The sequence below is a fragment of the Chitinophaga sp. SVR4-12A genome, from assembly GCF_056754765.1.
This window is the reverse complement of record NZ_JBPGWP010000001.1, coordinates 2,821,933-2,845,723: the sequence shown is the minus strand read 5'-3', so window position 1 is coordinate 2,845,723 and position 23,791 is coordinate 2,821,933. Positions and strand designations below refer to the sequence as shown.

Genomic DNA, 23,791 nt, shown 5'->3' with positions numbered 1-23,791 from the left:
TTTTTAATAAGAAAGATGTAGGCCTTTTCCACACGGCAAAAATTACCTGGAGCTGGAACAGGTAAAGTTTGTGTTGAAAGATGGTGTTATTTATCTACAGCAGGAACAGGGATAAGATATACACGGTAGCCAGGCTGACCAATCCCATCCAAAGGGTGGCCATAGAATACACTTTGAGCATGGTCCGCATTTCCAGGCCGGAGAATTTGCTGATCACCCAGAAGTAGGCGTCATTGGCGTGCGAGATGGTCATTGATCCGGCGCCCAGGGCTAATATACATAACAGTCTGCCTGTGCTGCTGTCTAGCCCCAGGGCGGGCAGCAGCGGTTGAATAATAGAGGCGGCCGTAATAATAGCCACGGTAGAAGAGCCCTGTGCTGTTTTCAGCAGGGCGGTGAGCAGAAAGGGAAATACGATCCCGAAGCTGCCCAGGGGCAATGCAGCGCTTACGTGTTGTCCTACTTTGGTGGCGGCCAGTACTGCCCCGAAGGCGCCGCCTGCGCCGATGATCACCAGGATCCCGCCTGCTTTCTCCGCTGATTCCGTTAAGAGGGCGCTGGTGGTTTTCCGGTTCCATTGCCGGCTGCCAGCGAAGGCTAACAGGACGCCGATAGACAGTGCCACGATGGGATCTCCCAGTATATGAAAAATGCCCATGGCGCTGCCACCGGCCGTTTCTATATTGGTGAAAGCGCCGATGGCGATCAATATAATAGGTACTATTACGGGCATAAAGGCCATCCACACGGGTGGGGTAGGGCCTTCTGCAAGGGTGTGGGTTTGTTCGGCGGCCACTGTGGGTATCTTTTTACCCGCATAGTGTGCCCACCAGCTGCCGGTGATGGCGGCGGGTATCGCTACCAGGATACCTGTCAGGATCAGTTTCCCGAAATCCGCGCCAATGACCCCTGCGGCGGCTGTGGCGCCCGGATGCGGAGGGATCAGGCAGTGTACGGAATACAGGCCGGTGGCCAGGGATACAGACATGATCACTACTGAAATGCCGGTGCGCCTGGCGAGGGACTGGTTTAACCCGCTCAGCACAATGTAGCCCGAATCGCAAAAAATGGGCAGTCCCACTATAAAACCGGTGATGCTCATGGCGATGGCTGCATAGCGTTCGCCTACCACTTTGAGGATGGAGGAGGCCATTACGCGGGTGCTGCCCGTGTGTTCCAATAATACTCCCAGGGTGGTGCCCAGCACGATGATAAAACCCAGTGAGCGCATGATATTGCCGAAACCTTCTTTGATAGCAGTAATGATATCTGCTATGGAAAGCTGCGCCATGAGGCCTGTTATAAAGCAGGCCAGGAAGAGTGCAAAGAACGCGTGTACACGGTATTTAGCCGTTAGCAGGATGATGGCGGCGATGCCGGCCAGCAGGGCAATCAGTACCTGGAGGAGATCAATGGTCATTAGCAAGGTTTTCTAGATGGCCTGCCAATCCTGGTATATTTTTTCTGCAAACTTATCATACTCCACAAAGCTGTGTGGTTTGGTGTGAAAAGCGTGTGCGCCGGATGACAAGCATTTATTGATAATGGTGCTGGTAAAAGATGTGGAAATGATGATAACGGGAATGTGTAATAGTTTTGGGTCTTTTTTGATGTCCTGCAGCAGATCCAGCCCGGTTTTGCCGGGCATGTTCAGATCGCTGATGATCAGGTCGGGTAATTGATGTTGTGCTCCGGTGATGACATCATAGGCTTCATCGCCGCTGCTGGCTACAGCAATGATATTGAATAGGTTAGTTGACAGGAACCCTTCTTTCATGAAGAGTTGCTCATCTTCGTCATTTTCCACCAGCATTATGTTTAATTTCTCCATGTATGCAAAAATAACTATTTAACGGGCAGGTTTTTATCAATGGTGAAGTAAAAAATGGAGCCTCTTCCTGGAGCGGATTCCAGCCATATCTTACCGGAATGGTTTTCGACGATCTTTTTGGATATGGATAATCCTATACCCATGCCCGGGTATTGGTTACCGGTGTGCAGACGTTTGAATACTTCGAATACTTTGGGTGCATGCTCTGCGGAGATGCCGATACCGTTATCCCTTACGGAGAATTTATAGTACCCGGCTTCTTCCTTGCACTGGATCACCAATTTGGGATTTCTCTCGCCTTTGAATTTCAGGGCGTTGCCCACCAGGTTTTGCAGCACCTGTACCAGCCGTAGTTTATTGCCTTTTACAAAGGGAACGTCCAGTGTTACCTTGATGTCGGCAGCTGTTTCCTCTATGCTTTGTTTCAGGTTCAGGAGGGTTTCTCCTATGATCTCATTGGTAGACACCAGGGTGAAGGCCTGTTCTTCTGTGGTCAGGATGGCGTAATTTAACAGGCTGATGATCAGCTCCCGCATCCGGATGCTGGAGTATATAGCCCGTTGTATGTAGTGCGCTATTTCAGGAGGGGTGTCTGTGCGCTGGATATGTTGCTGTATGAGCAGGAGGTAGCTGTAGGTGGTGCGCAGGGGCTCCTGCAGGTCGTGCGAAACGATGGAATTGAACTGTTCCAGCTCTTCGTTGGCAGCGGCCAGGTCCTGTACGGTTTTGTTCAATTGGGCAGCCAGCAGCCTGTACCGTTCTTCGCTTTCTGCCAGGGCCTGTTCGGCTTGCTTTCTTTCGGTAAGGTCTCTCGTCACTTTGGAGAACCCGATCAGCTGTTGCTGGTCGTTATAAACGGCGGTGATCACCACGTTGGCCCAGAACTGGGTACCATCTTTTCTGACCCTCCAGCCTTCGTCTTCGAATTTTCCTACTTCCCTTACCACCCGCAGCTCCATCTGGGGTTTGCCATTGTCTTTGTCCTCCTGTGGGTAGAAGGTGGAGAAGTGTTTGCCGATAATTTCGTCTGCCGTGTATCCTTTAATTCTTTTTGCCCCTTCGTTCCAGCTGATGACGTGACCTTTTCCGTCGAGCATGAAAATTGCGTAGTCTTTAACCTGTTCTACCAGTAGCCGGTATCGCTCATAGGTGCTGATGCTTTGGATGTCCTGTAGATTCTCCTGTTTCATATAGGTTCATATATCAATTATTCTACCACACTCGCATTTAGTGGAAATTAAAAAGATTTATTGGGTTTTTTTGAAAAATATTCTACATTTGCGGTCCCGAAATGGGAAAATGCCCGATAGTATAACGGTAGTACGACAGACTCTGACTCTGTTTGTCTTGGTTCGAATCCAGGTCGGGCAACAGGAAAACCGGAATTTGCTTTAGCAGGTTCCGGTTTTTTTATTCAGCCTCAGGTTAACACATTGTGCTGATGGCAGGTAAAGAATGCCACCGGTATCAGGACGGCCACGTCTATATCACGCTATTTTTCCCCGGCGTTTTAGTGCGACCAGTAATACCAGCACGCTAATGGCCAGCCCTGCCAGGAAATAGGCAGCATTTTTCTCCCAGGAGCCTTTTATAAATATGGGCTGGTTACCTCTGTCGATAAAATACGCTAAGCGGTTGATATGGTCCGCACGGTCATCAAAATAAATGGTAACCTCATCCCCCTTTTTAAGCAGGTCTATTTGCTCAAATTTTGGTTTAAAGTCGCCTGCGTCCTTGCCCACGAAAACCTCAAAGACTTTTGGATAATTGTTAAGGGCGAGGTATCGGTACTTGTTTTTATTCCGGTTAGGAAAGTCTTTATATGAGTGTTCAAGATAGATAAGCTGTCCGCTTATTTTATCGAAGGAGGTTTTGTCTTTATCTGCTCTCAGGTAAAGGAAGACAGACAGGATGAAAACACCGATCATCGAGGAATGATGCCTTTAACAAAAACGGGGTGTGTGGTTTTCGTCATAGATGAATAGTGTGGCTCTAAATTATAAAAATTTTCATCTCCAGGTAGAAGAAGGCAGCTTAGGCATATTGATCAGCCAATGGCTGTACGGGGAGGATACAATATCTGTGTAAATCATTTTGAATTCCGCCGCCAAGATCATTGAAGATCATCGTGCAGCCCTGTACAAGATTTTATTTCGCAATTCAGAATAGTAAAAAAATGTTCATTTGCTAACAACGAATCCTGGATTTGGGATGTATTGGATCAGTACAATAAGAAGATATACAGGAAATAAAACATGATATGAGGCCATTTTGCGGAAGATGGTCCGAAATGACCATAAAATTTATCCCAAATGATAACAACCATTTGAATTCTTTACCTGACATTTGTTGAAGTGAAACGAATTAAAGGAAGTAAATACCAACTCAGATATGAAAAACGGAATTTACAATACTATCCATATCGCAGCATTTGTATTGACATAACCCTTAACCACAAACAATCTCTTTACTGACTATGGTACATCAATACCCTCAAAAATAACACAAGCCAGCAGCGGCTTAGTGCTTTGAAGACATTGCCGGTTTCAATGCTGTTCATTCAGTTTGTTGAGTACCGGCGACTCAGAATAACTATTTAAATAAATAACCATGGCAGATCCAATAACATCTGTTCCACTTCTATTGCCTGATGAGGAAAGGTCTCCTTTAATCTCACTGGCAAAAGGAGAGATTACGCCTGAGATGTATAATTCCATCAATGAAATGAGAAGGTTTAAAGGAAGTAGCCTGGAAACTGGGTTTGTTTTAGGTGATATGATAAAAGAGTTGGTTATGCAGGCTTTATCAGATTTAACTGCAGGAGATGTAACATAATTCGCTGTGTTTTACTACTTATAGAGCTCTGTCATACCCTACGGGATAGATAGAATTGTCGATTTGTAGCTGCGAGATCCTAGTAGACTTCTATTTCTTATAATGACAAAAAAAAACAATGCTAATGTTTACTATAACTTGGCATTATGCATTACAACTCAAATGACAGCTTCGTAGTCAATATCAATTTGTTTTAGGATAGGCCTGCTTCCGGAAAGGGAGGGGGCGGCCAGAACTGGTTTGTTTATATCTCAACAAGTAAAATTTATGAGCCGTAAGTTTATTTCAGAAGCTATTTCATTGCTGTATGTTTGTATGCTGTTATATACAGCAATATCAAAACTTCTCGATTATAATGTCACAAAAGAACAAATGGCTATGATGCCTTTATTGAAGCCGTTTTCGGGTATTGTTGTCTGGTTGTTGCCTCTCGTAGAAACGGTAATTGCCCTGTTAATATTTATCCCGCAATATAGGACTATTGGGTTGAGGATTGTAACAGGATTGATGTCTGTGTTCACGTTATATATCGTATATATGATGACTTATTATGATGATCTCCCATGCTCATGTGGTGGAATATTACAAGAACTATCGTGGGGCGGACATTTGATTTTTAATTCTGTCTTTATTGTATTAGGTATTCTATCATTGTGGTATTATAATAAACTTAGAGATGAAAAGAGATACAAAAAGATTAATGTCTAGGGAAGGCAATATGTTAAAACAACATGAACTTAAAAGGCTGATGTTGATCATTCTGTTTCCTGTTATAATGATGTCCTGTGCGCATACCGAGAATCGACCGTATGCAACTGGATTGGAGGGTAAGCCATTGCCGGTATTCGAAATTTTAATGCAGAATGGTTTGACGCATATTAGTTCGTCGAATCTTGATCCTCACAGAAACACAATTTTGTTCTACTATAGCCCCACTTGCCCGTATTGTAGAGCTGCAATTAAGTGATATTTTGAGCAATATTAATTATTTTAAAGATGAGCAAATTCTTTTGTTAACCTCGGCAGATGTTCCCTCCGTAAAAAATTTTTCAGATGAATTTAAACTCAATAATTATAATAATCTGATAGTAGGTATTGATACCGGATATGTCGTCGTTAGCAGCTTTAAAATTCCCGGAGTGCCATTCACAGCGGTATTTGATAGGAATAAAGTGCTTTTATCTGCATATGTTGGAAAAATTTCGTCAACAAAATTAAGTCAGGTTGTTAAGAGTTGTATAAATGATAACTGAATCAGACAATAATGACGTTGCATTTTGTTCGAATTCATCGACTTCTATAGAATTAGAGGCCTCAAGAAAACAGCCGCATCAAATGAATGACAAGACTATGTTGGAGCGAATAATGTATAGTAAAATTTAATCAAATGAGAGGAAAAAGCTTATAGTTTCTGTTATGGCAGTAGTAGCTATCATTATTACTTCACTTGCTTTTAAAATAGGTACACCCAACCTATTGTATTGTAATGTCTCTACGAATACATGTAGGTTGCCGCCTCCAGGATTACGTTATCACAAAAGTGTTGGCGTTCCAGTAAGCGATCCCGGAAATTTATACGAAGGAGTTATAAATGCGCCTTGCGGTTCTTTGCCAACCGACATGTGTCATCCTTATACCGCTCCGATTGTGTATATATATGATTAACTGATATATCGTATTAGATTGTAGATCTGATCACCCTGACAATTATTAATAAGGACAAGCCGAAAACCTTCAAAAGAGTAGGCAGCATTTGTTAATTCAAATTTTAGTAAAATGAAAGCTTCAAGATTAGCATTTTCTGCAATTGCAGTGTTTGCAGTTGTTGGTAGCGCATTGGCCGTTACTAGGAGCAATCCGAATCTCCTTTACTGTCAACCTCAAAGCCAGACCTGTCAAATTCCGCCTCCTGGACATCCGTTGAGGTATAATAAAACAACTGGGATTCGGCAACAAATCCAGTGGTCTGTTTGATGGAACCATTGGAGCGGCAGCCTGCGGTACTCAACCTACTGATCCGTGCCATCCGTATACAACAACTACCGTTTTCAGAAATGACTGAGAGGGTTAATGCTAAAGAGCCACAGGGTCCAAATGGATCTTGTGGCTCTTAATGTTTACTCTTAAAGGCACATAAAGACCAACAGAGAACTTCATAAACCCAGCTTTATGATAGGGCGCAGAGTATACCAACCTGCTTCGTCTTATGCTGATGCTCCCAATAATTAATAAGGGGAAGCCGAAAACCTTCAAACGAGTAGGCTATATTGTTAAATCAAATTTAATAAGATGAAAGCTTCGAGATTTACATTTTCTGCAATCGCAGCTTTTGCAATTGTTGGTAGCGCATTGGCCGTTACTAGGAGCAATCCCAATCTCCTTTTCTGCCAACCTCAAACCCAGACTTGCCAGATCCCCCCTCCTGGACATCCTTTGAGGTATAATAAATCCAGTGGGATTCAGACAATAAATCCAGGTGGTCTGTTTGATGGAACGATCAAGGAGCGCCGTGTCGGTGCCCAACCTAGTGATCCGTGTCATCCGTATATAATAACTACCGTTTTCAGAAATGATTGAGAGGACAACGTAAGATCACCGGACCATTTTGGTACGATGACTTACGCAATATTTATTCATGTAATTTATGAATATATATGAAACCGTTTTTACGGTATAAGGCAATCATAGTAATCTGGTAATAGTAATAATGAGACATATACGTTGAATTGCTACAATGTTGAGGTGTCAGTTGTCTTATTGCAAATTTTACAGTTTTTATGACAAAAGTCACTAGAGTCGAGTTCTAACCCATTTTCTACTTGCTTTAAATTAGCCGGCAGCCCTTTGGTCATCCATTTTGGTGCAACTTTTCCTTTGAGATAATGGTCAAAAAATTGATTTACTCTAATAGTGTAATCGAATTTGTCAATGTCGCTATAAATCAACCCATGGTCTCCATTATCATATTGTAACATCCATACCGGCTTTGCCAGGCTTCGGAGTGCAGTGAAGAACTCTACGCCTTGAGTCCATGGTACTCTTCCGTCTTTTTTGTTATGCATAATTAGCAACGGAGTTGTGACAGACGGTCCTCCGAAAAGTGGAGAATTATCAATATATCTTTTCAGATCGTCCCATAGGGAAACTGCCATTCTCGTTTGAGCGTACTCAACATCTTGTCTCCCATCCAGCCCTTCGTCCATTCAAGGATCCTGCACGACTTATAAGATCTGTACCCCCGCCGCAGAGCACGCTGCTGCAAATATCGAAGTTTTTGTGACAAGATAGTTAACTTCATAGCCGCCGAAGCTATGACCTTGAATGCCCATTCTGTCAGAATCAATCCACGGAATTTTGCCGAGTGAATCTGCAGCTGAGAGTCGCAAAATCATAGATACTCATGCCTGTATTTCCAGGGTCATAGTAAATATCGGGGCAGAAAGAACTAAATAACCTTGGCTAACAAGAAAGGGTACGTTTATGGGACCTGTAAATAACTCAGGACGTATCAATTTATTCGAACCGTCGGACTGTCGTTCATATATACTAAATATTAGCGGGTATTTCTTCTGTTGGTCGAAGTCAGACGGTCTGTATAAGATACCGGAAGCTGAACTGCCCTCCCAATGTTTTCCACTTAAAGAGACTACTTGTTAGCCAGTTATACTCTTTATGATCATCTATGTTACTAATTTGCGTGAATTCTTTGAAATCCTTTGTTACGACTAGATTTTGGAAATTCTTCAGCATTTTCTTTCGTTAATAGATAGTAATTGGCAAATTTTGACTTTCTTACAAAGAACGTTGGAAAAGCTGAGCATACCGAGAAATTTTCTGGGAAATAGTAAATATCAGGGGATAGCGTTAATTGTTTTGCATCTGAATGAGTACCAATTATTGTTTTATAAAACCCGTTTCTCTTGTCAGTACGGCTAAAAGCCGGCAAGATTAATGTGGAGCTCTTGTCAATCGGAGGCTCATTTATACCATATTCGTTTGAATATAAATATCGAAGAATTATTTTATTTCGTCTACCGTAGCCGCTACGTTATATTTATCGGAGGCATCTATCCTTGCGGATCTACTTGCCAAATATCATATCTATCGAAAATCAAAACTGCTTCGTCGTTTTTCAGCCACACAGGTACTGATCGGTATGGCTGAGCTGCTGTTGGGGCGTCCCATTGTTCATCAAACACAGGGAATGGCAGTTTCCTGGTAATATCTACTATTCATTTGTTTTCAAGATTCAATGTGAAGATAAAGCCTTCTTACTTTGATCATACCAAAGTAGATATTTACCATCGGGAGAAAAGTTTGTATTATTTGCAAAATACAACAATTCCTGGCATTCTCTGCTTCCATTATCTGTGTTTACTATACAGAGATTGCTTAAGCTATTAATTACCTCATTACAGTCAAGCCTCTACTGATACTAAAATAAAATTGTCATTACCACCATGGTTGAATGATGATATGTAATCATCAGTTGTTTTTTTAAAACTGTAGCTTTTTTTCTTTTAGGTTGTATACTGACAGCATTTCTTTAATTATGCCATATGATTTTCTATTAATTTGTTCCTCTTGTAAAGTCTTGTCCTTAAAGTTCCAAATATCAACACTTGAGAAGTTATTGTTTACTGGAAGATCGATTGTGGGTTTTTTTAGACAAAAGAAGATTTTATTTCCTTTTGGACTGAACTTTAAAGTTGATTTTGATATAATTAAATTTGAAAGGAAACCAATAGTATTCTTATCAACAATCCTCGTCGCCATTTTTGAGTTACTGTCTAGACACCATATTGCGACACTGTCCTTACCTTCTTCTTCAAAAAAAGCAATTTTGTCCCCGAGTTCTGAGAATGAGTATCCGGAACTGCTGCTTCCTTTCCATATTATTGTTTGTTGATATGTTAAGGTATTTACCAGGATAAGCTGCTCCATTTTGGATCCATCTGGTACGGCGTTTTGGCATATAAGAAGTTTATCGCCAGTGCTATTTATCGCGTATTGTTTTGAATTTGTAAATATTTTTTTTGATTGTGTTGATATAGTATGGATTACTAAATCGCTTGTATTTGTTAGATATACTATTTTTGTATCGCTTTTTGACGGCAACAGTTTGGCAGAGTTACCGTTTGCTATAATTTGTTTCTTTTTGTCTTTTAAGTTAAGTACATATATACTATCTTTTGATTTTTGAAATGCCAGCCACTTGCTGTCTTCAGAGATTATTGGGTTGATAAACGGCGATGTAAGGCTAATGTCATTTGAGTACTCGGTATTGGTCGATTTGACTGTAAGTACTGCTCCTTTATTCTTTTTGTCTGTGACATATACTACATATTGGCCGTCGTTCGATATTTGCTTTGCAATAATTTCGGAAAAATTATTGCAAAGAGAACTGTCTACTGGTGGCTTTTGAGCGTATGTATAGGTTGTTATGAAAGACAAAATAGAGGTCAGCGTTAATTTGGCCACTTGATTAATACTTGGAGGCATGCGATCTAACAGGTTTGTCAAATAAATATCAAATTAAAATTAGGTACTGAAATATAATAGCAGTTACAAAAAATCGCTATTGCTCTGCGGGCCATATTGACTCTCTTTTTCTCATTTTTTCAAGAACATGTACTTCGTTTTCGGTGAAATACTTGTTATCAAATTTATCAGCAAGGGAAATTGATTCTCTCAATGAGCTTTAATTGCCTTTTCGCTATCACCCAATCTATACAGGAGACAACCAGTACGTTGTTCTTAGGTAAGAAGGAAGCGAATCGGTACTATCTTTTTCAGTTAATAAAACTGTCCCCCAGCCAGCTAATTGCCGATTTCAGTTCTTCATGATTGTTGCTGTATTGATATATCTCCCACGCATATCCATTTCAATCCCAGGTTGCTCATTGTTGTGCCATACTTATTAACAAAATTTATGATATTGTTGGTGTAGTCCCTATACTTCTTGTGTGCTAATTCCCATTTCATTTGGGCAAGTAATGTTGTCCTTTCACCATAGTAGTAATTATATTTATCCGCTATTTGATTTTTTATTAGCCCCCACTCTGGTGCTTTCATAAGCAGTGAAGCTGCGGCAATTTGAGGGTCTATTTCTTCCTTCGTAATAATGTAACTTACCCATTCTTCCGCATAATCTGGATTGCTCATGGCACTATCTAGCAATTTTGCTTTGTTGAGAAAAAAACTGAATCCCTTTTCAAATGACCCAATAGTACCTTTCTTTATTAGTTCAATGTTGTTTGGGGTGTATATGAAGTTGCTGGTATCCTTTAAAAGGTAATTATTTATATAGTCAATGGACAATCTTCGGTAGATATCATGTTCGTTCAATGTCTCGGCAATTTTCAATAGATACGGTATTGTTGTATAGTCTTTGTTCCCTTTTTCATAATCTTCTATAAGCGGGTAGTACTGTGTTTTCTCATCGATAGCCTGGTTTACGAGTTTCCAAAAACCTATTTTGATTTAAATAACCTAATCCTTTATGTACTAGATTACCATTTGGACTGAAGAATAAGTACGTTGGATACGAGTTCACTTTGTAAACACTGAGAATGTTCTTGGCTAAATCATATTGGGAAACTATCTCGTGATTATCTGCCTTCGACGTGTCCATTTGTAGCCTTATAGAGACAAATTTGCTGTTGACACTCTTGCCGACTAAATCTGAGGAGAAGACTTCGCTTTCCATTTTCTTGCAAGGGACACACCATGTTGCGTAACAATCTATAAAGATAAGTTTATCCTCTTTTTGAGCTTTTGATACTATTTCATCCCAGTCCTTTTTATGACTAAAAATGATACCCTGTGCTTTGGATTGGCTTATCTCTACAAAGATTAATAGAGTAGTTACTAAAATAATTGTAATCCTTGTTTGCATAACTTATAAATAGTGGTTTTAATTAAATAGGCATAAGTAAAGTCGTAAGTTTACTGTTTGTCATATATTAGACCTATTGTATAGCTGGGTGATGTTAGTATAACCATAAGTTCTTTATTGTTATTTTTTAACCTCCATTGTTGAACCAGTTTATAGTCTATTTGGTTTGGATCACTAGAAGTACTATAGGTACTTATTGTTGTCAGCTCTTCATTGTTGCTGTCCCAGTTGATTGTTGATATTTTCCGTCTTCCATCCTTTAACTGGCTTGTACATGGTTTTCCATCAAGACTAATAGTTTCCTCTGAGACAGCTTCCTTCCCTTCATTATCAATAGTTATTCTTTTTATTGAAATGGAATCTTCAGATTGCCGAATATCAAATGCTTTGACAGCGGCATGGTAAGGGACATTGCCAAATTCGCTTTTATTTATATTTAAGAGCCAGCTACCGGTATAGTTTGTGTTAGTATTAGAACTCCAAAAGATAGATGAGGAGATTAAAAAAAGCGAGAAAGATAATAATTTCATGATACCTGAGACTTTGGTGGCGCTTTGACCGCGAAATATACTTTTCTTTGTCATTTTGGTAGTTTTTAATTATCTGCTATGAGTAAGTAGCTACTGTTGTCAGTAGCCTAAATTCTGTTTTAATGATGGATTAGATTGGATTTCTAAGAGAGGTATGGGAAACAGGATGTCTGTTTTTCCCAGCTTCCTCCTTTTTCCTTTGAAACTGTCTGCATTATCGAATCAATTTTACCGGATCTTTTTAGGTATAACCACCGTTGTCCATATTCCGTAAATAGTTCGTGTCTAATTTCTTCACCCAATGCATCTAGCAGTAATTTTCTATCAGATGTGTTAATGGCTTCTACACCTGCTCTTTCTTTGACTTTATTTAGATCTAATTGTGCACCTGTAATATCTCCAGTATGGATTCTTGCTTCGGCTCTAATTAAATATTGTTCTGCCAAGCGAAATAAAACTGGGTATTCTTCTGGAGGTTGCCCAGTATATTGTAATTTGTATTTATAAGGAAACGTGTATTTTGTATTGCCCTGTATGCTGCTGATAGTCCACGATTTAACCCGCGAATCCTCTTTTTCAAAGGAATTTACGAAATTGTCTCGAAGGTAGAATGGTGCATATCCCGTGGGTGCACCACCATAAATGTATCCTTCGATGAATACAGCATCGGGAGTGTTGAAACCTGTATTGGGAGGTTCTAACGACCATATTGCTTCTGAGTTGTCGTGTATAAACACATTGGCAAGATTACTTTGTAAACTGTATTTACTGTTGTTTAGGACTAATGATGATTGTACTATAGCACTGTCCCATTTCATCTGATTTAAGTATATTCTTGCCAATAGGGCGTTTGCTGCCGCTTTATTTGGACGTGTCCTTGAGTCCGTGATGGTGCCATTAGCATTAAGATATTCATCCGTTAACAATGAATAAGCGTCTTTCAGATCTACTATTGCCTGACTTAATACACCATTCGATGGCGTTCTAGGCAGTGTTTTATTAACATTGTAGTCTGACATGAGGACAAGTGGTACATCACCAAAGATGTTCACTAGATAAAAATAACAGTATGATCTGATAAACTTTGTTTCCCCTATAAGCTGTTGCTTGAGCTTTGGCGAAATGCCGTTACTCTTTAGTAGCCCTTCTAGCGCGGAATTGCATTGGTAAATCGTATTGTATAGTTTTTCCCAGAGTGGGATTTCCGTTGAACTTAAGATTGCATTGCTATAGGTTTGTGATAGAGCTTGGTACTGATTGGGATAAAGCGTGAATTCGTCGGCGGCAAGTCCCAGCAAAGCTGAAATACCGTTAATCCCGCCGCCAATTGGGTGTCCAAGGTTAATCATCGATTGATATATTCCGGTTACTGCGGCCGCTGCGCTTGCGTTATTACTGTATACTGTCGTACCAACAAGTTCTGTCGTAGGTGGCTTTACATCGACAAAACTAGTGCAAGACGTATATGTGAGTATAAAAATTTGCGCTATTACAATTAAGTGTCTTGATTTCATAAAAGCCTTTTTTAGAGTATTTAACTATAGAGTAGCTTGAACCCCAAACATAATAACTCGTAGTGGTGGAATGTTTCTGATGTTTGAGTTTTCGGGATCAAGGCCTTTGTATTTCGTTAATGTTAGTATGTTTTGCCCCTGTACACTAATTCTAAAAGATTGTAATCCGATTTGTTTTATAAAGGAGGACGAAAGGGTATAGGAAATAGAAAGATTTTTTAATCTAATGTACGAGGCGTCTGTGTATATCTTGTCACTTTGTAACGCGTAGAAATAGGTGGTTGCAGCCGGGCTCGCATAGCTTTGAGTGACCATTTGCGTTGGGAATTTATCTCCGGGTGTACGCCATCTGCCCAACACGTCCTTTGTTTTGTTTAAACCAAATGTTCCCGGTTGTGCTCCATTGAAATCGGGGTTCAATCCAAGCTGTTTTACGAATTGGAATAGGAAATCGAATTGGAAGTTTTGATATGTCAATGAGTTTCGTAGTCCTCCGTAGAACTTGGGACGCGCATTTATAATACTATTTTGGTCAGTTACAAAAGCGGGGGTTGTAGTTAGATTGCCTTTACTGTCTAGGAATTGATATATGCCGGTGTTTTCGTCGACTCCTTTTAATATAAATACTTTTCTTGAAGACAAAGGGTGGCCGATGGAAAGGGAATTTTGATACGCGGTATTTTCGATTCCCGGAAAGGATATGAGTTCATTTTTTGCTACAGTTAAGTTCAGCGAACTAATCCAGGTAAAATTGTTGATATTTACATTTGTTGTCGCATATGCTTCCCATCCAGTGTTTTGAACCACTGCCGGTAAATTTGATGAAATTGACCTAAAACCCGTCTGTGTTGGGAGCGGACTTGAAAGTAACTGGTTCGATGAGCGATTTTTATAGTATGAGAGGTTAAAGTTTAATTTGTTTTTAAGGAAGCCCATTTCTAATGCTATTTCCCATTTCCTGGTCTCCTCCCATTCAAGGTTAGGATTGTTAAGCCGATATGGATATAATCCGACAACTGATTGATATGAGGACTGATAAGGGGTGTAGAGATCGTAAAAGCTATAGTCGCCAATTTGATCGTTGCCTGTGGTACCATAACTTGATCTTATTTTACCATAACTTAAGAATGGGAGAGTTCTTTTTATAAAGTTTTCTTCACTAAACAACCATGCGGCCCCGGCACTTGCAAATGTTGCAAATCTGTTGTTTTTGCCGAAGCGGCTACTACCATCCCTTCTTCCAGTTAGGTTTAAAATATACTTTCCATTCCAGTTGTAGCTTACTCTCCCATAAACTGCATTGTACTTGTATATACGGGATGTTAAAGAACTGACAGAAATGGTTGGTGCTGCCTGAATATTTTCCAGTAGGAGATCATTACTGTACCCGCTACCATTCAATATTTGGCCTTTGGAGCTGTTTTGTTGAAAGGTCGTTCCTAATAACAGTTCAAATACGCCCAGTTTTGTGCCACGTTGATATGAAATTTGTGGTTCAATTATCCATGAACGTATATCGTTGTCGGTGAAGGATGAATATCCGCTTATAGTATACAAAGGATCCCCTGAGGAAATGGGAGTTGTCGCTGTCTCCTTCGTTCGGAGCTCAGTGTATCCCAAACTACTTTTTATTTCCAACCCATCTAATATTTCATAGCTAAGGTTCATATTGCTAATAAAGTTTGTTGTTTCGGATTTATACTTCTTTAGTAGTAGCGAAACTGGATTTGTTGCGAACGGCCACGTGGAGTTTGCCCAATTTAAAGTCCCGTCTTCATTATATGGGTTTGGAGCATTGGGTGATGTGTATATAAGATCAGTTGGATCTGTTATTGGCAAGTTATTGTCATCCAAAAGATAGTTTCCGGTAAATGACAACTTTAGTTTTTTGTTTATGGAACCCGTATTAAAGCTAAAGTGACCTGAGCCTTTCTGGTTTGAGAAATCACTCGGAAAGACAGTAGTTTCTCTACGGAAGTCGCCACTTAATAGATATTGGATAGATGAGCTGCCGCCGGATAATGTGGCTGTCATATTCATGATTTTTGCTGTCTTACCTATTAATTCTCGCTGCCAATCAGTGTACTTTAGTGTATCCCAAGCTAAGAGATCTGGGGCATTTTCAATGGAAGGTGCAACTTGATCATTTTTGAAGGCTTCTTTCCGCATAGATAGATATTCGGGTGTATTTAAGAGTTGAATTTTTCGCCCCACGCGTGCTATACCTGAAGCAAGATTGATTGAGAGCTTGGGTTTTCCTTCATGTCCTTTTTTGGTACTGATTAGGACAACACCATTTGCCCCTCTGGAGCCATAAATTGACGTAGCATCAGCATCCTTCAGTACTGAAATGCTTTCAATATCCGTTGGGTTAATGTAGCTGAGGGGACTGCCGCCCGAAATACTACCTGTGGCCGTCTGTAATACATTTTCCGAGAGATTTGATAGGAGTTGAGATGTGTATGGAACACCGTCAATGATGTACAGGGGATCATTGCCATTGTTAACACTGTTCTGACCACGTATTTGAACGTTATAGCTACCACCTGGAATTCCTGTGTTTTGTGTTATGAACATGCCTGGTACACGCCCTTGTAAAGCGGCCAGTGGATTTGAGATTGGTTGTAGTTCTATTTCTTTGCTTGTGATTGTAGTTACATTGCCGGTATTTAGTTGCTTTGTTGTAGTGTAGTAGCCTTTTACAACAGTTTCTTCAATGCTCAGTATCGCCAGGTTCAGTTGTATAAGAATCGTCTTTCTCTTAACTGGAATTTCTCTCGTTTCATATCCAATAGAGCTGATAAGGAGGAAGTCATTCTCCCTTGCAGAGGTTAGAACAAAATTTCCCTCTCCATCCGTCGTCACTCCATCCCCCGTCCTCTTCACCCTCACCGTCGCCCCCGGTATCCCCGTCCCATCCGCCTGCGTCACCTTCCCCGTCACCGTTATCGTATTAATATTCGAATCCGCCACTGCTCCCATACCATTTCCTCCTCCTTCCGCCCCCTTTTTTTTTCTAATCGTTATTATATTATCCGTATACACCCATTCCAATCCCGTCCCCTCCAAAATCCTCCCCATCACCTCATCCAATGCCGCATTCATCACATTAATACTCACCTTCCCCGGCAACCTGATATCACTCGTCGAATAGAAAAAACTCATCTTCGTCTGCTTCTCTATCTGCTTAAACACTTTCACACAACTCTCTTCCACCACATTCAACGTAACTTTCTTCTCTCCCTGATCCACGCCCGCGAAACAATTTAGATATAAGGATAAATTAACGGCGCACAGAATGCCCACTCTGCGCACCCTGTTGGTCCATGACTGTCCCATAGATGCTGATTTTAATGTAAGCGTATAAATTTTCGTTTATGCATGGTCGTTTTTTCTGATCTCACGGGCAGAAATACCCGGCTGGATCACAGGCAACTCATACAATGATCGTATTTCGGTTGATTTATTTTAACATTCACATTTATTACTAAAAAAAGAAGTCCCCCTTCATTATGTATTTATCATTCCCATGATTATTTTTATCCTCGCTTCTGGTATATCACCATAAAGCATACTTTATATATTATACGGATAACTTTTCCGTTCATACTGTCCAAAATGAAGTTTTTTTTAAATTTTTTGCGCACAGAAAATGCCACAAAAGAGGGATGCTATTTAGTTAACAATGGATTAACTTTAAACCAGCGGAGACAGCCCACTACACAGCAATCCCCGCCACCATATTTTTTGATTTCCCACCTAAATAAGTTATATTTACTAAGCAAAACGTTTGTAATAAATTATTGTGCATTTTGCTCAGTAAGTAACCATATTCTATTACCGGCCCACGACATTGAAACAACCACCAACCGGTTGCTTTTCCCTCTACACAGTTTTTACAGGTAGTCTAAGAATCACATGCAGAATGTACGGGATGACATATTGCTGGTAATGGACCTGATAAAAGGCCACGAGCCCGCCTTCAACGAACTGTTTCATAAATACAGCCGCTGGATATTCCTCGCCGCTATATCGCGCTGCAACGGCAACGCCCAGGAAGCACAAGACGTTGTCCAGGAAGTCTTCTTCAAACTCTGGAAAATACGCGCTACCCTCAAACCAGAGCTCTCCCTCCGCTACCTCCTCTTCACCATGATGAGCAACGCATGTAAAGACCGCAACGAAAAAAGACAAACCTCCCTTAAACTCAACATAAAATACCTGGAAAAAGAAGAACAAACTTCCTTACCAGACAATAACGGAAACAGCGAACTCGCCGAAAAGATCCACAAAGCCATCGATCAGATCAATGCCCCCAAAACACGCCAGGTCATAAAAATGTATTATATGGACGGCCTCAGCTATAAAGAAATCATCCGGATTACCGGTATGAAACTCCAGACCGTCCGCAACTATGTCAGTGAAGGTCTTGCCATTTTGAGAAAAAGTGTAAAAAATCAATACTAACAGCAGTATGTTTTAGCTGCTCGCCCGTATTATATTATTAGTCGTGCTAAATGAAGTTTGATCCAGCCATAATAGATCAGTTAACAAGTCAGCAGGTCGCTGGCATTATTACCCGGGAAGAAGAGGACTATCTGAATGAACTCCTTTCCCGGGACGAGGAAGCTTTTGAGTACTGGAAGGCAAGGCAGCAGCATTATGAAACCATGAACGCACCCGATGTACAACAGGCTTTCGATGAACACATCGCCCTGGTAAACGTCTGGGATCGCATAGAAAGAACACGCCGTACCCGCAACCTGCGCAGAACACTCAGCATCGCAGCCATCGGCCTCGTGGCACTGGCTACGCTCACCTATTTATTGGTTCCTTCCGCCAGGATGAAACCTCAGATAGCAGCCGTAAATACGCCCGCAAACGGTATCCGCCTCACCCTGCCAGGAGGGAACACAATAGACCTCTCCACCACACAGGGCCAGGTAGCCGTTGCTGGCGCCACGCTGCAAAACGCCAATAAGGTATTACGCTATACCCCCAAGGGAAGCAAAAGCACCGGCGCCTTAGCTACCCTCACCGTCCCCATCGGCAAAGATTATATGCTGCAGCTGGCCGACGGCTCCGAAATATGGCTCAACTCCGCCACTACCGTTCAATTCCCGTTTGCCTTCGGCGATAACAGGGAAATAACGATCAATGGCGAAGCGTATGTCAAAGTCGCTGCCCATGCAGACAAGCCTTTCCTGATCAATCTCGGGAATACCCGCATCCAGGTCCTCGGCACAGAATTTAACGTGAATACCTACGACTCCGGCCTCGTGAAGATCGCCCTTGTTGCAGGCTCCGTTAAGCTGCAGGCGCCCGAACAGTCCCGTGTCATCAAACCCGGTTACGAAGCTGTCTATACAGAAGGCGCAGCTATAAAAACGCATCCCTTTGACGAGGATGATATCCTCTCCTGGAGAAAAGGCATCTTCAAATTCCAGGATATCTCCCTGGATGAGATCTGCCGCGTGCTCCCCAGGTGGTTTGGTATAGCCGTGGTAATGGATAGCCGGCAAACCGCTGGCAAACGCTTTTCCGGTGAGCTGGACAGAAACAAATCACTGGAGAAACAATTGGAGCTCTTTAAGAACGCTACCGAACTTGATTATTACTTCAAGGACGGTGTGCTGCACTTCCGTTGATTATTGCCAACCAACCCATAATAGGTTTAGATTTTGTTTGAAAACTCCTTTCGCAGGTTTCTTTCCAGTTACCTGCTTTTTTTGTTTCATCCGTATCATCTTCTTATCATTGTGGAATGACGCTTACCGACTACGAAATTTTCTTCGCCACGCATAAACGCCCGGGCGGCTGGAACGCCCAGGCCGATCACCTCTTATACCACTTCTTCAGAGAATATGGCGCCCCTGGCGACATGGGCCGCGAGATACTGGACAAACTCCTGGCTTTAAAAGATGGTAAACCACATCCCGAACTGCCGGATGACTGGGCATACCACTGGGGGAAAGTCCTTCCCCGGCAAGACTATGTGTACTTTTTTGACAAAGAAGATAAACGCCAGGTCCACATCTCCAACGGGCTCTCCTGGGAAGGCAGCGCCCTGCGCGACGAAACAAGCATAGAAAACGCCTGCTCCGTCTACATGAAGATCCCCACAGCAGATTTCCTCCGCGTCTGTACCGAATGGGACGAATACCACATAAGAAAGAACTAAGGGAAACGGGGATACTAAAAATCCCCCTTTCCCGGGATGCGCTGACTCAAAATTATCATGTACCTTAATTGAAAGGATCAATAACCCTCATTACGTATTCTTGAAACCCAAAAAATCCCATCATGAAAAAGTTAGCTTTCCTCGCCCTCGCCCTGATCGTCGGGTCTACCGTTGCCATTGCCGTTAAAGCCAGCAAACCCGCCGCGATTGCTTACTGCCATTGCGAACCAGACAGGGTATGTAATTCCACCGGCGCATGGGGAATAAAAGTGCAGATCTGCCCCTGAGCCAACGCACCTGTAATCATTCACCAATGTATTAAACACCAAAGGCTGCCCACGCAGCCTTCTTTCTTATGAAGAAAAATCTGTTCATCATCGCCGCGCTGCTGCTTGCCTCCGTAGCGCTTATCGTAGTATTGCTCAAAAGTGCCGGTCCCGATCGCGTAATAGCACATTTTAACCGCAACTACAACCGCTTTTCCCTGCAAGCCGTGGATACCGTTCCCTTCCCCGGTAGGGTCAGTATCATGAAAGTGCATAATGGGGTGGTTTACGGCTATGTCTATAAGAACACCGCCATTTATAGCTACGATATGGCGCACCACCGGTTGGACACCTTCTTCAATAACAGCAAGGCCACCATTAACCTCCTCTGCGGTTTTGATATCGATACGCCTGCCTGCTACCTGTTCGATGGATCCGGCTCGCGCGTCATTGCCTATCAGCCGGCCACCGGCGCTATAGATAGTATCAAATGCAGCAGCAAATGCTATATAAGAGCCACCCGCGCTGCCACCGGCAATGCGTTTATCACACAAACATTCGATACGGAAAAACAACGCGCCAATCTGCGCCTGGCTGAGCTCTCCAACGCACAGAAAGACAGTACCCTGTATGAGTTTACTTATTTCGAGGATGGCGGACTTTCTGCCGATGGCTTCTTTACAAAAAACACAGCTACCGGCGATCTTTACTACATCCCCTTCTACAATTCCGAGATCATTCATTACAACCAGCAGTCGAAGCAGCTCTCAAAAGTCATAACGATAGATAAAACACCGCCCGCCAACATTGCCGTTCCCAGCGGCAAGATCTATACTCTCTCCGGTAAGGCAGTATTTGTCAACTCTGCCGCCACAGCAGATGATCAGTACCTGTATGTACTTTCCTATGCCCTGTCTGAAGATGCTAATGCATCCGGCTATCGCGGTCCCTCGCTGGATCTTTACAACGTTGCCACCGGCAACTATGAAACCAGCATCCGCTTACCAGGCTATGAAAACCTGCCGGTACTGCAGCTCGCCAGGTATAAGGATACGCTGGTGGCCGCATACGATAAAAATGTGTTGCTCTTCAGGTTAAATGCTACAGCTAAACTTTAAGGATATACGCACACATAAGGCATAGCCGGTATCTGTTCCTTTTCCATTTGCTTTTCACCCCATATACGCAGGTGATTGATGAAAGGGATCAGCTCGTGTCCTGTTGCCGTCAGGCTGTACTCCACGCGCGGCGGCACTTCATGATACACCTCGCGGTGTACCAGCCCGTCCACTTCCAGCTCTCTCAGCGTCTGCGTCAGCATTTTCGGCGTGATGTCCATAATACTCCGCCGCAGCTCGCCATATCGCATTACCTTATGCTGGTACAAATACCATAGCAGACGTCCCTTATATTTTCCGCCTATCCGTCTGAATGCATAGTCTACCGCGCATATCACTGTCGTGTTTTTCTGCGTCATAACCACTTTTTTTACGTTGATATTCAACAATAGTATGTTTTTGGTAAGTAGGGTACTTAAAAGTGCATACTTGTTTCAAAGGTAGTGCCCCGCTACATTTGATGCAAATAAGAAAAATATGGAAAGAAGGGAACTAGTACGAAACATGCTCCTGGCAGGGCTCGCAGCTTCATTACCGTTCGGGAAATTATTGGCAAAGGGAAATAAAATAGCAATATCCTCCGGGAGACCATTCCACCGTTTTCAATTAGGCGAGCTGGAACTAACTGTAGTAACAGACGGCTATCTTGCCATGACCCCGGTGCAACCCAACTTCGCGCCTGATGCAGCAGCCACCGAAGTCTCCGGCCTCTTACAGCGCAGCTTCCGTTCTACAAAAGAAATAGACCTGGGCATGAATGTGCTCATTATTAAGAAAGATAAACAACTGATCCTGGTAGACACAGGCGCAGGTAACGGCTTCGGCGCCAACGCAGGATGGCTGGTGAGTTCACTCACCGATGCGGGTATCCACGTGAACGATATCACTGACATCGTCATCACCCACGCGCATCCTGATCACATCGGCGGTCTCCTCGATGCACAAGGCAAAAGAACTTTTCCTAACGCACAAGTTCATCTCTCCGCCATCGAACATGAGTTCTGGATGCACGCAGCCAGCCAGGATTTTTCCAAAAGTAAATTCACAGATAAAGCATTCCTGCAACAGATCATCCGGGGTACTAAACAAACATTGACTACCCTGCACAACAGCCTGCATCTCTTCAATCATCCTTCTCAGCTGTTCGATTGCATCCGTCTCGAGCTCGCCGCCGGCCATACACCAGGGCATACCCTCGTGCATGTATATTCCGGGGAAACAGAGCTGGTGCACATTGCAGACCTCATGCATTCTGATGTGCTGCTCTTCCCGCATCCTGAATGGGGCTTTTTCGGCGATACGGATTTCTCACAGGCAATAGATACCCGCAGGAAAGTATTGGCTGTATTGGCCCAGAATAAGACGACGGTATTCGGCTATCACCTGCCCTGGCCTGGCATTGGCCATGTACGCCCTAACGGAGATGCCTGGGAATGGGTGCCTGAAACATACGCTATCCCGGGTTAATGGTCCAGCTTCACATCATACAAAAAAGCCAGCTGCTGATCAGCAATCCCTGCAGGGATCCGCTTCATCAGCTGGTTCCTGCACAAGACAGCGATCCTGCAGCGTAGATTAGTGAGCATTGACAGTGTCCTGGACATGCTCACTATCTTAACCGCCCGTCCCATTCTTTTTTGCTGGTAAACCGCAAAAGCCGCCGCAGGTATAGGGTAGGAGGCAAGACAGCCCGCCAGCATATAAGCGTCTTCTATCGCCTGGCTAGCGCCCTGGCCAAGGTTAGGGGTAGTAGCATGCGCCGCATCGCCCAGTAATACCACCCTGCCTTTATGCCATCGCTCAATCGGTTTTATATCATACAGGTCGGAGTGTATCAATGTATCAGCAGTTAAATGCTTTAGCACCGTTTGCATATACCCGTTGAACGAACGCAGTGATGTTTTGATATACTCCAGCGCAGCCTCAGAGGTAAACGAACTACCGGCTGGCATTTGCTTCGTCATCCAGAAATATACCTGCTGTGGTCCCACCTGGCCATAACTGGCCCGCAGGCCGTTTCCGCCTCCCCACACTTCTGCAGTTTCCAGTTGTTCTGCAGCAGGAAGATTGATGGGGATGATCGCCCGCCAGCAGGTTTGGCCGGAATAACGGTACTGTGCTTTTACAACGCATTGCTCACGCACAGTAGAACGGATGCCATCGGCGCCTACCAATATATCGCCGCTTGTTATACTGCCATCTTCAAACTGCACACTTACGGCTGTGGCAGACTCGCTGATCTGCACACATTTCTTACCCCATTGCACGTTCCACTGCAAAGCCTTGATCAGCTCATCCTGCAATGCAGCCCGGTGTATCAACAGGCTCTTATGATCAAAGCGTTCCAGCAGCAGTTTGTTATCGATCACCTTTAAAACATTCCCTTGATGATCCCTGATAGAATACCGGTCCGGCAACGCGCCGCGGCCTTCCAGTATCGCTGATAATCCCAGGCGCCCATACACCTTCATGGCATTGGTGCCCAGCATAATGCCTGCACCTACTGCCTTGTTGCCGGGAGCTGCGTCATATATTTCATAAGCTATATCTTTTTGCTGCAGGGCAATTGCAAGCGTGAGCCCGCCAATACCCGCTCCTATGATGATAACTTTCATAAG

At 42.9% G+C, this 23,791-nt stretch carries 23 protein-coding genes and 1 tRNA gene; 10 read left to right on the top strand and 14 right to left on the bottom strand.

What is annotated here, in order from left to right; genetic code table 11:
- Positions 1-94 precede the first annotated feature (94 nt).
- The 3 genes from ACR9Y8_RS11430 to ACR9Y8_RS11420 are packed head-to-tail and all read right to left on the bottom strand — an operon-like array spanning position 95 to position 3,021.
- The gene (locus ACR9Y8_RS11430; protein ID WP_481213395.1) at positions 95-1,420 is read right to left on the bottom strand and encodes a GntP family permease; all 1,326 of its coding nucleotides are present in this window, start codon (positions 1,418-1,420) and stop codon (positions 95-97) included.
- A gap of 12 nt (positions 1,421-1,432) precedes the next feature.
- The gene (locus tag ACR9Y8_RS11425) at positions 1,433-1,831 is read right to left on the bottom strand and encodes a response regulator (protein WP_481213394.1); all 399 of its coding nucleotides are present in this window, start codon (positions 1,829-1,831) and stop codon (positions 1,433-1,435) included.
- A 14-nt stretch (positions 1,832-1,845) separates the two neighbouring features.
- On the bottom strand, positions 1,846-3,021 hold the full coding sequence (locus tag ACR9Y8_RS11420) for a sensor histidine kinase (RefSeq protein ID WP_481213393.1): 1,176 nt from the start codon (positions 3,019-3,021) through the stop codon (positions 1,846-1,848).
- 110 nt (positions 3,022-3,131) lie between these two features.
- Between ACR9Y8_RS11420 and ACR9Y8_RS11415 the strand changes: the two genes are divergently transcribed.
- Positions 3,132-3,202, top strand: a tRNA-Gln gene (locus ACR9Y8_RS11415).
- Positions 3,203-3,318: 116 nt separating this feature from the next.
- On the opposite strand, the gene ACR9Y8_RS11410 is transcribed toward ACR9Y8_RS11415, so the two are convergent.
- Positions 3,319-3,759: a hypothetical protein gene (locus tag ACR9Y8_RS11410; RefSeq protein WP_481213392.1), complete on the bottom strand. Its 441-nt coding sequence runs from the start codon at positions 3,757-3,759 to the stop codon at positions 3,319-3,321.
- A 682-nt stretch (positions 3,760-4,441) separates the two neighbouring features.
- On the opposite strand from ACR9Y8_RS11410, the gene ACR9Y8_RS11405 reads away from it, so the two are divergent.
- The 3 genes from ACR9Y8_RS11405 to ACR9Y8_RS11395 all read left to right on the top strand — a co-directional run bounded on the left by ACR9Y8_RS11405 (position 4,442) and on the right by ACR9Y8_RS11395 (position 5,919).
- Positions 4,442-4,666 (top strand): hypothetical protein, encoded by a 225-nt coding sequence (locus ACR9Y8_RS11405; RefSeq protein WP_481213391.1) that lies wholly within the window; start codon positions 4,442-4,444, stop codon positions 4,664-4,666.
- 267 nt (positions 4,667-4,933) lie between these two features.
- Positions 4,934-5,374 carry a MauE/DoxX family redox-associated membrane protein gene (locus ACR9Y8_RS11400; RefSeq protein WP_481213390.1) on the top strand — a complete coding sequence of 147 codons (441 nt, stop codon included), beginning with the start codon at positions 4,934-4,936 and terminating at the stop codon, positions 5,372-5,374.
- A gap of 185 nt (positions 5,375-5,559) precedes the next feature.
- On the top strand, positions 5,560-5,919 hold the full coding sequence (locus ACR9Y8_RS11395) for a TlpA family protein disulfide reductase (RefSeq protein ID WP_481213389.1): 360 nt from the start codon (positions 5,560-5,562) through the stop codon (positions 5,917-5,919).
- Positions 5,920-7,395: 1,476 nt separating this feature from the next.
- Here the strand turns inward: ACR9Y8_RS11395 and ACR9Y8_RS11390 are convergent.
- The 8 genes from ACR9Y8_RS11390 to ACR9Y8_RS11355 all read right to left on the bottom strand — a co-directional run bounded on the left by ACR9Y8_RS11390 (position 7,396) and on the right by ACR9Y8_RS11355 (position 16,947).
- Positions 7,396-7,818: an alpha/beta hydrolase family protein gene (locus ACR9Y8_RS11390; protein WP_481216223.1), complete on the bottom strand. Its 423-nt coding sequence runs from the start codon at positions 7,816-7,818 to the stop codon at positions 7,396-7,398.
- Positions 7,819-7,887: 69 nt separating this feature from the next.
- Positions 7,888-8,058, bottom strand: a complete 171-nt coding sequence (locus ACR9Y8_RS11385; RefSeq protein WP_481213388.1) for an alpha/beta hydrolase family protein — start codon at positions 8,056-8,058, stop codon at positions 7,888-7,890.
- Positions 8,059-9,163: 1,105 nt separating this feature from the next.
- Positions 9,164-10,168 carry a TolB family protein gene (locus tag ACR9Y8_RS11380; protein WP_481213387.1) on the bottom strand — a complete coding sequence of 335 codons (1,005 nt, stop codon included), beginning with the start codon at positions 10,166-10,168 and terminating at the stop codon, positions 9,164-9,166.
- Between the two features lie 339 nt (positions 10,169-10,507).
- Positions 10,508-11,014: a hypothetical protein gene (locus ACR9Y8_RS11375; RefSeq protein ID WP_481213386.1), complete on the bottom strand. Its 507-nt coding sequence runs from the start codon at positions 11,012-11,014 to the stop codon at positions 10,508-10,510.
- Positions 11,015-11,105: 91 nt separating this feature from the next.
- Positions 11,106-11,564: a thioredoxin family protein gene (locus ACR9Y8_RS11370; protein WP_481213385.1), complete on the bottom strand. Its 459-nt coding sequence runs from the start codon at positions 11,562-11,564 to the stop codon at positions 11,106-11,108.
- A gap of 50 nt (positions 11,565-11,614) precedes the next feature.
- Entirely contained in the window at positions 11,615-12,148 is a 534-nt protein-coding gene (locus tag ACR9Y8_RS11365; RefSeq protein ID WP_481213384.1) for a hypothetical protein, read from the bottom strand.
- Between the two features lie 89 nt (positions 12,149-12,237).
- Complete coding sequence (locus tag ACR9Y8_RS11360; RefSeq protein ID WP_481213383.1) at positions 12,238-13,608, bottom strand: RagB/SusD family nutrient uptake outer membrane protein; 1,371 nt, start codon at positions 13,606-13,608, stop codon at positions 12,238-12,240.
- A 24-nt stretch (positions 13,609-13,632) separates the two neighbouring features.
- On the bottom strand, positions 13,633-16,947 hold the full coding sequence (locus tag ACR9Y8_RS11355) for a SusC/RagA family TonB-linked outer membrane protein (RefSeq protein WP_481213382.1): 3,315 nt from the start codon (positions 16,945-16,947) through the stop codon (positions 13,633-13,635).
- A gap of 579 nt (positions 16,948-17,526) precedes the next feature.
- On the opposite strand from ACR9Y8_RS11355, the gene ACR9Y8_RS11350 reads away from it, so the two are divergent.
- The 5 genes from ACR9Y8_RS11350 to ACR9Y8_RS11330 all read left to right on the top strand — a co-directional run bounded on the left by ACR9Y8_RS11350 (position 17,527) and on the right by ACR9Y8_RS11330 (position 21,173).
- Positions 17,527-18,075 carry an RNA polymerase sigma factor gene (locus tag ACR9Y8_RS11350; protein ID WP_481213381.1) on the top strand — a complete coding sequence of 183 codons (549 nt, stop codon included), beginning with the start codon at positions 17,527-17,529 and terminating at the stop codon, positions 18,073-18,075.
- A gap of 50 nt (positions 18,076-18,125) precedes the next feature.
- Positions 18,126-19,256, top strand: coding sequence for a FecR family protein (locus ACR9Y8_RS11345; protein ID WP_481213380.1), 1,131 nt, complete (start codon positions 18,126-18,128; stop codon positions 19,254-19,256).
- Positions 19,257-19,372: 116 nt separating this feature from the next.
- On the top strand, positions 19,373-19,789 hold the full coding sequence (locus ACR9Y8_RS11340) for a hypothetical protein (protein ID WP_481213379.1): 417 nt from the start codon (positions 19,373-19,375) through the stop codon (positions 19,787-19,789).
- A 122-nt stretch (positions 19,790-19,911) separates the two neighbouring features.
- Entirely contained in the window at positions 19,912-20,076 is a 165-nt protein-coding gene (locus tag ACR9Y8_RS11335; RefSeq protein ID WP_481213378.1) for a hypothetical protein, read from the top strand.
- A 68-nt stretch (positions 20,077-20,144) separates the two neighbouring features.
- Positions 20,145-21,173: a hypothetical protein gene (locus tag ACR9Y8_RS11330; protein WP_481213377.1), complete on the top strand. Its 1,029-nt coding sequence runs from the start codon at positions 20,145-20,147 to the stop codon at positions 21,171-21,173.
- On the opposite strand, the gene ACR9Y8_RS11325 is transcribed toward ACR9Y8_RS11330, so the two are convergent.
- Positions 21,170-21,532, bottom strand: coding sequence for a winged helix-turn-helix transcriptional regulator (locus ACR9Y8_RS11325; RefSeq protein WP_481213376.1), 363 nt, complete (start codon positions 21,530-21,532; stop codon positions 21,170-21,172). The genes ACR9Y8_RS11330 and ACR9Y8_RS11325 overlap by 4 nt on opposite strands.
- 118 nt (positions 21,533-21,650) lie before the next feature.
- On the opposite strand from ACR9Y8_RS11325, the gene ACR9Y8_RS11320 reads away from it, so the two are divergent.
- Positions 21,651-22,640: an MBL fold metallo-hydrolase gene (locus ACR9Y8_RS11320; RefSeq protein WP_481213375.1), complete on the top strand. Its 990-nt coding sequence runs from the start codon at positions 21,651-21,653 to the stop codon at positions 22,638-22,640.
- On the opposite strand, the gene ACR9Y8_RS11315 is transcribed toward ACR9Y8_RS11320, so the two are convergent.
- Positions 22,637-23,788, bottom strand: coding sequence for an FAD-dependent monooxygenase (locus ACR9Y8_RS11315; RefSeq protein WP_481213374.1), 1,152 nt, complete (start codon positions 23,786-23,788; stop codon positions 22,637-22,639). The genes ACR9Y8_RS11320 and ACR9Y8_RS11315 overlap by 4 nt on opposite strands.
- Between the last annotated feature and the right edge of the window lie 3 nt (positions 23,789-23,791).

Coding starts and splice junctions, on each gene's coding strand:
- ACR9Y8_RS11430 (WP_481213395.1), bottom strand. CDS start 1,420: ATGACCATTGATCTCCTCCAGGTACTGATTGCCCTGCTGGCCGGCATC.
- ACR9Y8_RS11425 (WP_481213394.1), bottom strand. CDS start 1,831: ATGGAGAAATTAAACATAATGCTGGTGGAAAATGACGAAGATGAGCAA.
- ACR9Y8_RS11420 (WP_481213393.1), bottom strand. CDS start 3,021: ATGAAACAGGAGAATCTACAGGACATCCAAAGCATCAGCACCTATGAG.
- ACR9Y8_RS11410 (WP_481213392.1), bottom strand. CDS start 3,759: ATGATCGGTGTTTTCATCCTGTCTGTCTTCCTTTACCTGAGAGCAGAT.
- ACR9Y8_RS11405 (WP_481213391.1), top strand. CDS start 4,442: ATGGCAGATCCAATAACATCTGTTCCACTTCTATTGCCTGATGAGGAA.
- ACR9Y8_RS11400 (WP_481213390.1), top strand. CDS start 4,934: ATGAGCCGTAAGTTTATTTCAGAAGCTATTTCATTGCTGTATGTTTGT.
- ACR9Y8_RS11390 (WP_481216223.1), bottom strand. CDS start 7,818: ATGGCAGTTTCCCTATGGGACGATCTGAAAAGATATATTGATAATTCT.
- ACR9Y8_RS11385 (WP_481213388.1), bottom strand. CDS start 8,058: ATGATTTTGCGACTCTCAGCTGCAGATTCACTCGGCAAAATTCCGTGG.
- ACR9Y8_RS11380 (WP_481213387.1), bottom strand. CDS start 10,168: ATGCCTCCAAGTATTAATCAAGTGGCCAAATTAACGCTGACCTCTATT.
- ACR9Y8_RS11370 (WP_481213385.1), bottom strand. CDS start 11,564: ATGCAAACAAGGATTACAATTATTTTAGTAACTACTCTATTAATCTTT.
- ACR9Y8_RS11365 (WP_481213384.1), bottom strand. CDS start 12,148: ATGACAAAGAAAAGTATATTTCGCGGTCAAAGCGCCACCAAAGTCTCA.
- ACR9Y8_RS11360 (WP_481213383.1), bottom strand. CDS start 13,608: ATGAAATCAAGACACTTAATTGTAATAGCGCAAATTTTTATACTCACA.
- ACR9Y8_RS11355 (WP_481213382.1), bottom strand. CDS start 16,947: ATGGGACAGTCATGGACCAACAGGGTGCGCAGAGTGGGCATTCTGTGC.
- ACR9Y8_RS11350 (WP_481213381.1), top strand. CDS start 17,527: ATGCAGAATGTACGGGATGACATATTGCTGGTAATGGACCTGATAAAA.
- ACR9Y8_RS11345 (WP_481213380.1), top strand. CDS start 18,126: ATGAAGTTTGATCCAGCCATAATAGATCAGTTAACAAGTCAGCAGGTC.
- ACR9Y8_RS11340 (WP_481213379.1), top strand. CDS start 19,373: ATGACGCTTACCGACTACGAAATTTTCTTCGCCACGCATAAACGCCCG.
- ACR9Y8_RS11335 (WP_481213378.1), top strand. CDS start 19,912: ATGAAAAAGTTAGCTTTCCTCGCCCTCGCCCTGATCGTCGGGTCTACC.
- ACR9Y8_RS11330 (WP_481213377.1), top strand. CDS start 20,145: ATGAAGAAAAATCTGTTCATCATCGCCGCGCTGCTGCTTGCCTCCGTA.
- ACR9Y8_RS11325 (WP_481213376.1), bottom strand. CDS start 21,532: ATGACGCAGAAAAACACGACAGTGATATGCGCGGTAGACTATGCATTC.
- ACR9Y8_RS11320 (WP_481213375.1), top strand. CDS start 21,651: ATGGAAAGAAGGGAACTAGTACGAAACATGCTCCTGGCAGGGCTCGCA.
- ACR9Y8_RS11315 (WP_481213374.1), bottom strand. CDS start 23,788: ATGAAAGTTATCATCATAGGAGCGGGTATTGGCGGGCTCACGCTTGCA.